General features: G+C 40.7%; 13 protein-coding genes. 1 reads left to right on the top strand and 12 read right to left on the bottom strand.

The features are described from left to right. Nucleotides 1–54: 54 nt before the first annotated feature. The 3 genes from hemW to BPR_RS10230 form a co-directional block, all read right to left on the bottom strand. Entirely contained in the window at nt 55–1,218 is a 1,164-nt protein-coding gene (gene hemW, locus BPR_RS10220) for a radical SAM family heme chaperone HemW (RefSeq protein ID WP_081441810.1), read from the bottom strand. 18 nt (nt 1,219–1,236) lie between these two features. After that, nucleotides 1,237–3,048: a translation elongation factor 4 gene (gene lepA, locus BPR_RS10225; RefSeq protein ID WP_013281405.1), complete on the bottom strand. Its 1,812-nt coding sequence runs from the start codon at nt 3,046–3,048 to the stop codon at nt 1,237–1,239. A 184-nt stretch (nt 3,049–3,232) separates the two neighbouring features. Continuing rightward, nucleotides 3,233–4,315 (bottom strand): hypothetical protein, encoded by a 1,083-nt coding sequence (locus BPR_RS10230; RefSeq protein WP_013281406.1) that lies wholly within the window; start codon nt 4,313–4,315, stop codon nt 3,233–3,235. Between the two features lie 430 nt (nt 4,316–4,745). Between BPR_RS10230 and rpsT the strand changes: the two genes are divergently transcribed. Continuing rightward, nucleotides 4,746–5,009, top strand: coding sequence for a 30S ribosomal protein S20 (gene rpsT, locus BPR_RS10235; RefSeq protein WP_013281407.1), 264 nt, complete (start codon nt 4,746–4,748; stop codon nt 5,007–5,009). A gap of 86 nt (nt 5,010–5,095) precedes the next feature. Here the strand turns inward: rpsT and BPR_RS10240 are convergent, their stop codons facing one another. The 9 genes from BPR_RS10240 to rsxE all read right to left on the bottom strand — a co-directional run bounded on the left by BPR_RS10240 (nt 5,096) and on the right by rsxE (nt 14,005). Then, nucleotides 5,096–6,118, bottom strand: a complete 1,023-nt coding sequence (locus BPR_RS10240; protein ID WP_013281408.1) for a putative ABC transporter permease — start codon at nt 6,116–6,118, stop codon at nt 5,096–5,098. Nucleotides 6,119–6,138: 20 nt separating this feature from the next. Beyond that, complete coding sequence (locus BPR_RS10245) at nt 6,139–7,098, bottom strand: TIGR03943 family putative permease subunit (RefSeq protein ID WP_013281409.1); 960 nt, start codon at nt 7,096–7,098, stop codon at nt 6,139–6,141. Nucleotides 7,099–7,150: 52 nt separating this feature from the next. After that, entirely contained in the window at nt 7,151–8,446 is a 1,296-nt protein-coding gene (locus BPR_RS10250; RefSeq protein ID WP_013281410.1) for a CobW family GTP-binding protein, read from the bottom strand. 247 nt (nt 8,447–8,693) lie between these two features. Beyond that, nucleotides 8,694–10,454 carry a coiled-coil domain-containing protein gene (locus BPR_RS10255; protein ID WP_042256917.1) on the bottom strand — a complete coding sequence of 587 codons (1,761 nt, stop codon included), beginning with the start codon at nt 10,452–10,454 and terminating at the stop codon, nt 8,694–8,696. A 217-nt stretch (nt 10,455–10,671) separates the two neighbouring features. After that, nucleotides 10,672–11,163: a Gx transporter family protein gene (locus BPR_RS10260; protein WP_013281412.1), complete on the bottom strand. Its 492-nt coding sequence runs from the start codon at nt 11,161–11,163 to the stop codon at nt 10,672–10,674. A 29-nt stretch (nt 11,164–11,192) separates the two neighbouring features. Next, nucleotides 11,193–11,576 carry a NusG domain II-containing protein gene (locus tag BPR_RS10265; RefSeq protein ID WP_167531161.1) on the bottom strand — a complete coding sequence of 128 codons (384 nt, stop codon included), beginning with the start codon at nt 11,574–11,576 and terminating at the stop codon, nt 11,193–11,195. A gap of 195 nt (nt 11,577–11,771) precedes the next feature. Then, nucleotides 11,772–12,572 (bottom strand): RnfABCDGE type electron transport complex subunit B, encoded by an 801-nt coding sequence (locus BPR_RS10270; protein ID WP_013281414.1) that lies wholly within the window; start codon nt 12,570–12,572, stop codon nt 11,772–11,774. Between the two features lie 66 nt (nt 12,573–12,638). Then, nucleotides 12,639–13,223 (bottom strand): electron transport complex subunit RsxA, encoded by a 585-nt coding sequence (rsxA, locus tag BPR_RS10275; protein ID WP_013281415.1) that lies wholly within the window; start codon nt 13,221–13,223, stop codon nt 12,639–12,641. A gap of 2 nt (nt 13,224–13,225) precedes the next feature. Then, nucleotides 13,226–14,005, bottom strand: coding sequence for an electron transport complex subunit RsxE (gene rsxE / locus BPR_RS10280; RefSeq protein ID WP_013281416.1), 780 nt, complete (start codon nt 14,003–14,005; stop codon nt 13,226–13,228).

Consider the following 14,005-nt stretch of genomic DNA (forward strand, 5'->3'; position numbering starts at 1 on the left):
AAAATTAGTTTAAATAAGGCGCAAGCCTAAGTCCCGGTTTGCGCCTGGTATTTATTAGAATAAAAAATCAGCCATTACTGTGTTACTGACATCCATACCCGTTTCTGTCAGACGGATATGATCACCGTTTTGTTCCAATAATTCTTCTGAAATGTACTTCTCAATTATTTTACCATAAACATCGTAAATGTCTCTTCCAAACAGACTTTTAAATTCAGAAATACTAACCCCTTCAACGAGGCGAAGCCCCAGAAACATAAACTCTTCCATACAATCAGAACGAGATAATTTCTCAAATTCTGTTCTGAGCTGATGAAATTTATCCAAGAAGGAAGTATTATCAAGAAGAATACTCTGATACAAGTTAAAATCCGAAATATTCTTCCATCTGGAATCATCTGTCATACTGGATGCCCCCAGTCCAAGTCCCAGATAATTTCCTCGTCTCCAGTAGACTTTATTGTGGTAGCATTCGCATGTTTTGTCGCCATCACTGCCCTTAGCATAATTGGAGATCTCATATCTGTGGTATCCGTTCTGAGCAAGAAATCTCCTGGTCTCATGATACATCTGCCTGTCAGTATCTTCATCAGGCAGGTTCAGATCCATATCATAAAAAGGAGTTCCCTCCTCGACTATCAGGCTATAAGCCGAAATATGCTCAGGTCCCAGACTGACCACCTTCTCAAGTGTTTCCATATACGAATCCATAGTTTGGTCAGGAAGCGCACTCATAATATCAATATTGATATTGTCAAATCCAGCCTTTCTGGCATTTGCAAAAGTTTCATAGAACATAGCGGAATTGTGAGCTCTTCCAATTTTCTTAAGCTCTCCGTCATTTAAAGACTGTGCTCCAATACTGATCCTGTTTATCCCGGCTCTTCTGTAATCCGTAAGCTTATCCAAAATAGCTGATGCCGGATTAACTTCAATACTGATCTCGGCATTAACATCTACTTGAAAGTTCTCTCTGATGTGCTCAAGTGTATTACATATATGCGCCGAATCCACAAAGCTTGGAGTTCCTCCTCCAAAGAAAATACTCTTTATCGTGAAATCTCTGTAACTATTGCAAGCCATAGCTATCTCGGCATCAAGTGCATTGAAATAGCTTTTTATTTCTCCGGCCTTACAATTAAATGACAAAAAGTCGCAGTAAAGACATTTCCTGACGCAAAAAGGAACATGGATATATAATGATAATTCTTTTCCCATAATCATAAATACTAAAGATCAATCTGTATTATCAAGCTTGAGTACGCTAAGGAATGCTGACTGTGGAACTTCAACATTACCGATCTGGCGCATCTTCTTTTTACCCTCTTTCTGTTTCTCAAGAAGCTTCTTCTTACGGGAGATGTCACCGCCATAGCACTTGGCAAGCACGTCTTTTCTATAAGCCTTGACTGTTTCTCTGGCGATTACCTTGCCTCCGACAGCTGCCTGAATAGGGATCTCGAACATATGCCTTGGAATCTCATCCTTGAGCTTCTCACACATCTTACGTCCTCTCTCGTAAGCACCATCCTTGTGAACTATGAATGAAAGGGCATCAACCTCTTCCCTGTTGATCAGGATATCAAGCTTAACAAGGTCAGATTTCTCATATCCCTTGAGTTCGTAATCAAATGAAGCATAGCCTCTTGATCTTGATTTGAGAGCGTCAAAGAAATCATAAATGATCTCATTAAGTGGAAGCTCATACTTGAGAATAGCTCTGGACTGCTCGATGTAGTCAGTACTAAGGTATTTGCCTCTTCTCTCCTGGCACAGCTGCATGATTGCACCAACATAGTCAGTTGTAACCATAATCTCGCCGTTAACAATAGGCTCTTCCATATATTCAATCTCAGATGGATCAGGAAGGTTAGTTGGGTTAGTAAGGTCAAAGCATGTTCCATCTGTCTTGTGAACCTTGTAAACAACGGAAGGTGCTGTAGTAACAAGGTTAAGGTCGTATTCTCTTTCAAGTCTCTCCTGGATAACTTCAAGGTGAAGAAGTCCAAGGAAACCAGCTCTAAATCCAAAGCCAAGAGCCTGTGAAGTCTCTGGCTCATAGAATAAAGATGCATCGTTGAGCTGGAGCTTCTCAAGGGCATCACGAAGGTCTGAATAGTGAGCAGAATCTGCTGGGTAAAGGCCGCAGTAAACCATAGGCATTACCTTCTTGTAACCAGGAAGTGCCTCTAAGCATGGGTTAGCAAGGTCTGTTACAGTATCACCAACTCGTGTATCCTGAATATTCTTGATGGAAGCGGTGAAATATCCTACATCACCTGCAGAAAGCTCATCACTTGCAATAAATCTTCCAGGGCCAAAGTATCCAACCTCTACAACATCAGCCTCAGCATCAGTTGCCATGAATTTAACCTTCATGCCCTTTCTGATAACACCGTCTCTTACACGAACAAATACAATAACTCCTCTGTAGGAATCGTAAATACTATCGAAAATAAGCGCCTTAAGAGTGCCATTTGGATCTCCTACAGGAGCTGGAATCTTGTGAACAACAGCCTCAAGTACGTCCTCGATACCGATGCCATTTTTGGCAGAAATAAGAGGTGCATCCTGAGCTTCGATTCCGATAACATCCTCGATTTCATCCTTAACCTCCTGTGGCTGAGCACTTGGAAGGTCAATCTTGTTGATAACAGGAAATACATCAAGGTCGTGGTCAAGAGCCATATATACGTTGGCAAGAGTCTGCGCCTCAACACCCTGAGTAGCATCTACTACGAGGATAGCTCCGTCACAGGCTGCAAGAGATCTTGAAACCTCATATCCAAAGTCAACATGACCTGGTGTATCGATCATGTTAAAGGTATATTCCTGTCCGTCCCTGGCCTTGTAGATCATTCTGACAGCCTGTGACTTGATTGTGATCCCTCTCTCACGCTCTATATCCATATTATCAAGAACCTGGTTCTGCATCTCTCTAAGAGTAAGCACACCTGTTTTCTCTATCATTCTGTCTGCCAGTGTGGACTTACCATGATCTATATGTGCAACGATACAAAAATTTCTGATTTTATTCTGATCTGCCAAATTTATATTCCTCAATTCCTATAATTTATTCATGCAAAAATGAAAATTGCCCACAACATCATACCATGTAAGCACCTAAAAATCCACCAAAAGAAAGGGCGCTCATTCTAATGGAATCCGTGACATTTTCACATAGAACGCCCCTTCTTTTGCTAGTCTCTATTCAATTATTGCGACGTGATAATTAACCTATTGGTGTTGCTCCAAACATGTAAGCAAGATATTCATATCCGCAGAATCCATTTGAATCTAATAGCAGCATTACATCGGTTCCTGCCGGAATGATAACGCGATACTTCACGCCCTTGCTAACATATATAACATTTACGCTTACATCAGATCTTTGAGTCAATGCCTCCATCATACTTCTTGTAAAGCAAACTTCATCATTAGCCTCAATTACTACTGCGCCACCCAGCTGAGCAGATGTAATAGCATTAACAACAGCAGTAGTATACTGAATAGGTGTCATTTGGTGCATATCAAGAACTACTGTCACTGTTGGGGCTTCTGCGTTTCCAAGCTCCTGTGTAGGAAGAATATTCCCAGCACTAGTATTTATAAGTGTAATATTTGCAGGGGCAACTGGCTCCTCTACAACTGTCTGCTGCTCAGGCGCTGGTGCAGGAGATGGCGCTGGGGATGGTGTAGGTTCTGGTTCAGGTGTAGGAGCTGGTGCTGGTGCAGGGGTTTGCTCTGAACCTGATTCGCCAGAACCAGATTCACCGGCACCTGATTCACCGGAGCCTGATTCACCGGAGCCTGATTCACCGGAGCCTGATTCACCAGTCTTCTTATACAAAGTAACTTTATAATTAGTACTGCCACTTTCAAAGTATTCAAGCTTAATATATTCATCTGAAGCAAGAGGTGTACTTCTTCCTGTGATATAAGGATCAATTAGATTTTCAGCTCTAGTATGTGCCTGCGAAGAGCTTGCACCCCATTGGCAGTCAAAGGCATGTCCTGCTTCGTAAGTATTCCCGTCAGCGCTGTTATCAGTCACCTGTGTTCCTGCGCCAGCGCCTGCTGGATAAGGATCATCGTCATTATGATGCTCATCTTCTGACAAAAAGAATCCATTTCTTCCGGTAAAAAGATAATCTTCTTTACCATCATCAGTAGTATCAAGCCTGTATAAATTACCAGTTTGAGAATATTCAGTTGCTTCGTCAGCAAATGCTGTAACCTTAAATCCAACCATCTGAACAACAAATACTGAGGCAAGCACAAGCGTTCCCAGCGCTTTTCTTGTCTTTCTATTCATATTTCTCTCCTTTCACTACAGCTTTTAGCAACAAAAAACGCCCAATCAGGCAAGGAAGACACTCCAAGCCAATTAGGCGCATTTTTAGGGTTCATATAAAACTGCACAGCAAAAAAGCTTAAACAGGTACTGATGTGATGTGATGTGATGTGATGTGATGTGATGTGATGTGATGTGAAAGCATATCCCATCTCCTTGTTGCTTGTCAACAGTTATTTGCATAATTGTAATAATTTTTTGTGCGTAATCCAATTAAATGCCAATTAAAGAATATTAAATTTGAATATGTTTTCCATAAACATTAATCCCTTGACATACACTTGAAATTAGACTAATATATAATCCGTATGTGGCATTAACTGTCCGTGTCCGGCTTAATGCGCACACGAACATGATAATAAACAATTTGTAATTATAATCGGAGGTAATTATGGCTAATATTAAATCCGCCAAGAAGAGAATTTTAGTTAACGAGAAGAAGGCTGCTAGAAACCAGATGATCAAGTCTGCTGTTAAGACAGAGATCAAGAAGGTTCGTACTGCTATCGAAGCAGGTAATAAGGAAGAGGCTGCTAAGGCACTCCTTGCTGCTACTTCAGCTATTGATAAGGCTGAGTCAAAGGGCGTTTTCAAGAAGAACACAGCTTCTAGAAAAGTTTCTCGTCTTGCTCAGGCTGTTAACAAGATGGCTTAACTTTTACATAATAAATACTTATAAGTACAAAAATAAAACTCGTGTCTTCTCACCGACACGAGTTTTTTATTGCCTTTTTCTTACTATCAACCTGCATTTTCTACATCATTATCTTTGGCTTCTAAATCACCAGTCCGTTTGTATCTCTCGCAAACTTTGTTTTTGATCTCCTCCATGCTAAAGCTAAACTTAGCTGAGGACATCGTTGGATTACCCATAATAGTCCTCTCTTTGTACCACTCAAAGAAGTTCCTGACAGGGCTAGGCGTCAATCTATCCATTATGATCCTGTATTTAGCATATAGTTCAGCAGCCTCTTCACGGGCAGAAATAACATAATCCGCAGGGTTGAGCATTATTTTTTCTCTTAACGCAGCAAAAGATTTCTCAAGAGATGCTCCAAGTACATCAATTCCACTGCTGATTCCTGCGCTTAATCCTTCCACTCTGCTGCTGATACTGTTTCCTATGCCGCCGATCTTACTGCCAATGCCTTCCTTGACATCCTCTCCTTTAAAAGCAATAAGTACATCAAGACGCTTTTGCATTCTGCGAAGTTCTTCCTTGGCCTTGTCCATATACATAAGAAAATCCCTAAGTTCAAGGGCTGTCTTAAAAGCGATCATAAAATCGCAGCTGACTAGCATTGTAAGTACTGTTGTGGTCACTGATACAAATCCCATTGGGAGCATCAATAGAACTTTCTCAATTGGAAGCTGTAAGAAATGAGAAAAAACTACTGTACAGACGCCCCAAAACAGCGAAGACTCAAGGCATATGTATCCTTTGTAGTTAAACTTCTTGTGATCGTAAGTCCAATATCTCACCTTAAAAAGAGTTTCCATGATGACTCCGGTAAGATATTCAAGCACGGTAGCACCTATGCATCCGGCTATGTAAACAAGCAGAAAGTTGTCATAAAAAGGCTTGGATACAACAAGCATCATGATCCCGCCGCATCCATACAAAGGCAAAAAGGGGCCTCTCATAAAGCCCCTATTAACTACTCTTTTTTCTAATACTGATACGTAAACTGATTCCCAACACCATCCACAAAAACTGTAGAAGTAAAAAAGAAAAAGCCACTGTGGTGGATTATAGTTAAACATTAGTCCCCCCTGTTAATTGTTTACTGCTCCGGATTAGAGAAATCTATTACCTGATTATCAGGTGCGCTTGTCTTCTCAACAGAAATAGCCTTGAGTACAGGGCCCTCACCCTGATACTCAGGTACATATTCCTTAACAACCTTGGCTGTAACAAGTACCCAATCTTTCTCTTCGAGTGATTTAACATCGTCATATTCACAAGCAAAGCCAAGGAACTGCATATCCTGTGCGCAGCATGTCATAGCCATTCTACCCGGAACAAATCTGTTATCAGGGAACTCCTCAGGCTTAAGTACCATACCTTTAAATCTAACAGTTTTGCCCTCATATCTCTCAACATGATCAAGAGCATCAAGATAAAACATTCCATAGCCATAGTTGTTGAGATCTATAGGATTTGCATTTAGATCAAATGGGAGATCTTCATCAAGAGTAACGTCAACCTCGCCATTCTTGTCCTCAAAAATAATATCTGCCTTCTGGTTGATTGCCTTGACATTTCTCTTATAAGATGCAAGATCTTCTATTCCATCACATCTGTTGAAAAGAATAAGATCTGAATTGCGAATCTGCTCAGCAAGAAGAGACTTCATATTGTTGAAATAAAGTTCAAAACTTGAAGCATCAATAACGGTAATCTGCTGTTCAAGATTCCACATTACAGGAAGTCTCATATTCTTGAAGTTCCACATACCATTGTACTCAACAAGAATACGCTCCGGATTATGCTTGGCATCAAGTGCTACAAGTGCATCAGGGTTAAAATCTTCCTCTTCTTCTATTCTCTCTACAACTGTGTTAGTAGACTTGAGGAGTTTTTCCTCATAATCATTCTCGCCATCTTCGCAAACGATCAAAAGGGTCTTTCCTTTTGTCCTGAAGTAAGGCTGTGCAATTGTATAGCGGAAAAAGTCTGTCTTACCGCTGTCCAAAAATCCATTAATAATATATACCGGTTTCAATTTAGCTCTCCTAATCATATATAACACCAAATACCGCTGCGCCAACAGGCGCACCGGTATTCATAAACAATTACAGTCTGCGGAACAGTTTCTCAAGATTCTCTTCCTTGAGCTGAGAACCGATGACACAGAACTTACCTGTTACATCAGCAGCGCCATCTCTGACATCAGCCTCTCCAGGAACGTAATCAAACTCAATCCACTTGCCATCTGCTGTAGGAACGACACCCTTTGTACGAAGGACAATTCCGTATTTCTCTTCATCCTCAAGCTGTCCAAGCATCTTCTCAATCTCATCCTTGGAATACTTAAGTGGTGTTTCCATGCCCCAACTGGTGAATACATCATGAGCTGCATGATCATGGTCATGATGGTGATGATGCTCATGCTCGTCTTCATCTTCATCGTCGTGATGATGGTGGTGATGATGTTCATGCTCATCCTCATCTTCATCGTCGTGATGATGGTGGTGATGATGCTCGTGCTCATCCTCATCTTCATCGTCGTGATGATGGTGGTGATGATGCTCATGCTCATCCTCATCTTCATCATCGTGATGATGGTGGTGGCAGCACTCATGCTCATCTTCATCATCGTCATGGTGATGGTGACAGCAACATTCGTCATCATCGTCGTCATCGTCATGGTGAGCACTGTAAACAACAGATCCATCCTCTGCAACAGTCTTGTGGCTTCCATGATGATGGTGATGATGGTGATGCTCTTCCTCTTCCATTACCTGCTTAAGAAGCTCAGCCTCAAGGTCATTATTACCTTCAAAAGTATCAAGGATTTCTTTTCCTGTGATCTGATCAAGAGGAGTTGTGATAATAGTAGCCTTGTCATTATGCTGACGGATAAGCTCTACAGCTTCCTCTATCTTCTTCTGATCAGCCTTGTCTGTTCTGGTAAGGATAACAGTACCTGCATTCTCAATCTGATTAATAAAGAACTCACCAAAGTTCTTGATATAAACCTTAGCCTTGGAAACATCAACTACTGTAACAGCGCTGTTAAGTTCCATTTCTGATGAGCCTTCTGCAATGTTCTGAATTGCTCTCATAACGTCTGAAAGCTTACCTACACCTGATGGCTCAATAAGAATACGCTCCGGTGCATACTGTTCCATAACCTGCTTAAGTGATGTTTCAAAATCACCTACAAGTGAACAGCAGATACATCCTGAATTCATCTCTGTAATCTCGATACCGGCTTCCTTAAGGAATCCTCCGTCAATACCAATCTCACCAAATTCATTCTCAATAAGAACTACCTTGGTTCCATTTAATGCTTCTTTTAAAAGCTTCTTGATAAGAGTTGTCTTACCAGCTCCCAAAAAGCCAGAAATAATATCTATCTTGGTCATATATACTCCAATCTGCACAAATCTGTGCTATATACACTACAACAAACATCATTGTAAGCACAGACAAACAGAATGTCAAATTATACGATTAATATGTAACTTCAGCCGCTACGATCTGCCCCGACACATGTCCGCAAGATGCACTGTATCCAAGCAGTCTTTGGTTGTCACATCTTCCTGTCTGACCAATTCCGTTTGCAAAAATACGGCCTCCACAAGAAGTACAGGAGCCAACATAAAAAATGTTCTAATCCAGCTTACCATCACCATCCACGTCAAAATAATAACCACCATAATCAACATCTGTGGCTACTCCGCTTCCGCCACACAGACCATAAATCGGAGTCTGATAACATCCTCCGGCAGTTGGACTGGTCTCCACGCCATAAGCTTCACCTGATGAAAAAGACTCATCTACCACAGTCATATCAGTTGTTTCACTACTATGGACATGATGTGTATATCTGATTGATTTATACATACCGGTAAGTTCAGAAGATATTGTAATACTGTCATAATAACCAGCCGCCAGAGTCTGACTCTTGTTGCTGTCAGCCAGAGTAACCTGCACTGCTCCATGATCAGGCATCGATCCAACCACTATAGCACCATTCACATAAGCAGTTTTTCCTGATAAAATATGTTCAGCACCCGCAGTAGCATCGCTGGTTGCAGTTCCAATTATTTCATTATCATTTATGACAACTGACTGTCCCGCCATTATCTTGGATGGAGATACAGAATGCTCAGAATCTTCAATTTTTCTTTCTGCATCCAGTTTCATATTTCCAAGAGCTCTAATACCTTCATCAATATCATTAAATTTGGCATCCTTTTTTACGGAAATCCCAAATGTGAGCAATGTGGATGCCAACTGCTTTTTGCCATCACTCACACGCTGAAAAACCGAATCAAGTTTATTATTAAGCTCTGTTTTGGAATTTTCAATGCAGGTCTTCAAATCGCCAAATCCATTTCCAACAGACTTATTCATAATGTTGAAATTATTTGAGACATTATTATTTACTTCTTCTATGTCCTTATTCACACCTTGAATTCCATTGTTAATGTCATCTCTGTTTCTTTGAAGTTCACTGTTTATATCGTCCTTGTTTTTTTGTAGCTCACCTCTCACATCTTCTCTGTTTCTCTGAAGCTCATTGTTAATATCTTCCTTGTTTTTCTGTATCTCGCAACTCACATCGTTTCTGTTTCTTTGAATTTTGTTATTCACCTCTTCGATATTTGTATCCATGGCTTTCTGATAAGCTTCAAACTTTTTGTCAACACTCTCACTTAGTGTCTCAATATCCTTTTGGAACTGAGTAAGTGACTGTGAACTTTTACTTTCCATATTTTTATCCATGGATGTCAGTTCATTCAAAAGATCTTTTTGATTCTGGGCAACCTTTTCTCCAAGTTCTTTATTTCCTGAATCAATCTCTTTTTTCAGCTTGTCCATTATTTCTTTAATCTGCTGATTTGCACTATCATACTGTTCTTTAACGAGTGTGATTTCAGAAGTTATTTCTTTAAACTCCTTATTTATCTGCTCCTTATTGTCTTCATCACCCTTCTCAATTATTGTTTTCAGATTTTCTATTCTGCTGGAAGTCCCCGAAATGCTTGTATGAACTTCCTTGAGCTTATTATCAAGGTTTGTCACTTTCTCTGTGATTTCCGTCTTGCCCTCACTTGTATCTGTCTTCTCACTAATAGAGTTAAGGCTCTCCTGATTACTTGTAACTACCTTATCAAGTTCATTTAGATAATTCCCGATTTCACCAAGCTTATCCACTGTATCCTGATTGGCCTGCCTCTCACTTTCAACAAACTCCTCAGATGTTTTTGTTGCAACTATTGGCGTACTGATATAGATCAGCCCTCCACTTAAAACAAGTGCAATAATAACAGCAATTGCCACTACTTTAGTATCATGCCTCTTGAGCTTTTTTAGTAATTCCTTCACGGAATTAGTTCCATTTTCCTTTTTCCTGAATAATTTCATTTCCTCTTCCTTTCTCTTTTGGCGCACAAAAAAGGCACCAAAAAGAAACGTCAAAGAATCTTAAAAGTAGCCTTTGCAGCGCATATTCTAAAATATTGGTGGAAAAAATCATCGAGTGAACCTCGTGATCATTGCCGACTGAATGTCAGCGAAAATAAATTATACAGAAAAAAATATCGTTTTCAATACTATTAATTGTGAATTGTTTGTGAACGCATTATTTAATCTTATCAAGCCGTGAACAAACCAGTCCACCTATAATGCCAATCACTACACCGCTAAAAATACCGGAAATCCACAGTACCGGAAGATACCAGGCAATTGCCTTTGTATTCATCAGTACCATCGCAGCCAGAATCTGGCCAATATTGTGAGTTATTCCTCCGGCAGCACTAATTCCAATAATCTTAAATCTTTTTGTCCTTTTGAGGAGTATCATCACGATAGTACTAAGCATTCCTCCGGTAATGGAAAATGCAAAGCTCATTGCTGTTCCAAAAAGGATTGATACTACAACTATCCTGAGAATATTGATTGCCATAGCACTCTTGTCATCCAAAATGTAAAGGGTCACAAGGACTACAATATTCGTAAGTCCAAGCTTCATACCGGGAACTGCAACAAATGCAGGTATCTGAGATTCTACATAGCTTAAGATAAGTGCAAGGGCTATCAAAACTCCATATATCGATACTTTCTTAGTGCTCAACTCTCTCTCCTCCTGCATTTATAAGCTTGTCATGATACTGTGTCATACTCAGGCTCTATGGTTTTCTCATCCCTTATCTCTATTATGACTCTGTTGGGAAGACATATTATCGACTGACCAACATTGCTGATCCGCCCCATTCCCATGCAAAGATGGTCGGGACACGAAGCCTCTGACATGTAGGCTACACCATCCGCTATCACCAAAATGTTGCGGCCACCATCGTATCCTTGGATTTCATACGTTCCATCATCCTCAATTGAATAGATGTCAGTCACAACTCCGTCAACGCTTACAACCACCTGTTTACCTTCATGCTTGGTAAAAAAAATGATCACTCCCACAACAGAGGTCATTATCAGCAAGAATATTATAAGTATAAGATCATTTTTTCCAAATATTTTTTTATTCAACAATTTTTCCTCGTCTGCGAGCAAGTAATGAAAAAAGAGATAGCGCGTGCCAGTTAGCATACGCTATCTCTCATAATACCACAAAAGCCAGTAAACTAGCATCCTATAATTGTATCATCCAGTAAAAAACTGTAATGAACGTTACTATTCATCCTTATCAACAACAGCAATTCCATTAACCACATGAGTTCATTGTCATACTGCCTGTATTGCTTTCTTAGGACACTTTGATACGCAGGTTCCACAATGTGTGCACTTTTCCTGATCTATTGATGCCACATTATTCTCAACTGTTATCGCACCGGCAGGGCAATTCTTTTCACAGATATGGCAGGCAATGCAGCCAACCTTACAATATCCGTTAACAAGTTTACCCATATCCTGAGATTTACAGGCAACTGACTCCTGTGCGTCGTAAGGAATAAGGTCTATAAGGTGACGAGGACAGATGTCTATACACTTTCCGCATGCCTTACACTCATCCTTATCAACAACAGCAATTCCATTAACCACATGTATTGCATCAAACTGACAAACAGAAACGCAGCTTCCGCCGCCAAGGCATCCATATGAACAGGTCTTAGAACCGGCTCCGGGAGCCTGCATCTGAAGTCTACAGTCAGCTACACCATTGTACTCGTATTGCTGCTGCGCATTTTCACAGTCGCCGCCACAGTGAACAAAGGCAACCATTCTCTTGGAATCAGAGGCTTCTACGCCCATTATTTCTGAAATAGTTGCAGCAACAGGAGCTCCACCTACAGGGCACTGGTTAACTGCCGCTTCACCCTTTGCTATTGCCGCTGCACAACCTGAACATCCGGGATATCCGCAGCCACCGCAGTTATTTCCGGGAAGAGCTTCCAGGATCGCTGCTTCTTTTTCATCTACATCAACATGCAACTTCATGTCTGCTATGCCAAGGATTATTCCAATTACAATTACAATTCCGACACCAGCAACGACACAGGTTGCTATAAGTATTCCACTAATCATTATCCTATCTCCTTGTAATTTGTTACACGATATATGGATAACACTTTTTATCCCTATACCTATAACTTATTTGAGTGCCGAAAATCCTGTAAATGCTATAGCCATGAGCCCTGAGGTAAGAAGTACGAGCGGCATTCCCTTAAATGGAGCAGGGATATCGTTATACTGCATCTTCTCTCTGAGTCCTGCCAGAATAACTATAGCAATTGTAAATCCAACAGCTGTAGCGAAGCCGCAAACCACGCTCTGAAGAATAGTATATCCATCTGTAACGTTGTTGAGCGCAACACCAAGAACTGCGCAGTTTGTTGTGATAAGAGGAAGATATACACCAAGCGCCTGATAAAGGGATACGATGTATTTCTTGAGGATCATCTCAACAAACTGAACCAGCATAGCTATTACAAGGATGAAAACAATAGTCTTAAGATATGAAAGATCCAGTGGGTTTAAAATAAACTTATAAATTATGCTACATACAAGTGAAGCCAGCGTAATAACAAATATACAGGCGCCGCCCATACCAAGGGCTGTATCAGTCTTCTTGGAAACACCAAGGAAAGGACATAAGCCCAGGAACTGGCTCAGTACAACGTTGTTAACAAGTGAAGCTGATATCATAAGCCCTACTAAACTTAAAATTGTTTCCATGATCATTCAGCCTCCTTTCCCGCTTTTTCTGCCATTATTTTATCTGCTGCAGCTTCTTCTGCAGATGAACAGCATCCTTCTCCAAACTTGGAAGTATCTTTACCTTTCTTTTCCATATTGGACTTAATCTTGTTCATGATTGCAATAAGAAAAGCAAGAACAAAGAACGCACCGGCCTGCTGAATAAATATGCTGATTGGCTGATACCCTGAAAGGAAGTCACCTACAGGTCCGGGTACAACAGTTCCTTCACCAAGGATCTGCACATCAAATGCTGTTCCTGCACCTATAAATTCACGGATAAGACCGATAACTGTAATAGCGCAGGTAAAACCAATTCCCATTCCTATTCCGTCAAAGAATGAAGGGATAATGCCGTGCTTACTTGCATAGGCTTCAGCTCTTCCAAAGATGATACAGTTAACAACAATAAGAGGAATGTAAACGCCAAGCGCTTTATTAAGTGTTGGCACATACGCCTTCATAAGAAGTTCAACGAGTGTAACGAAAGATGCGATTACAACGATGAATGACGGAATTCTGACAGTCGAAGGAATCGTCTTACGAAGAGCTGAAATAACCGCATTACTGAGTGCCAGAACAAATGTGGTTGCAAGTCCCATTCCAAGTCCGTTTATGGCAGATGATGTAACCGCAAGAGTCGGGCACATACCGATCATAAGTACAAGGGTTGGGTTTTCTACAACAAGTCCGTTAAAAAAACGTTCTGCAGGAGTATCCTGTTTGAAGCCCAAAGCGCCTTTTTTTGCCTGTGTGCTCAT

The sequence above is a fragment of the Butyrivibrio proteoclasticus B316 genome (assembly GCF_000145035.1).
GTDB classification, from domain to species: domain Bacteria; phylum Bacillota; class Clostridia; order Lachnospirales; family Lachnospiraceae; genus Butyrivibrio; species Butyrivibrio proteoclasticus.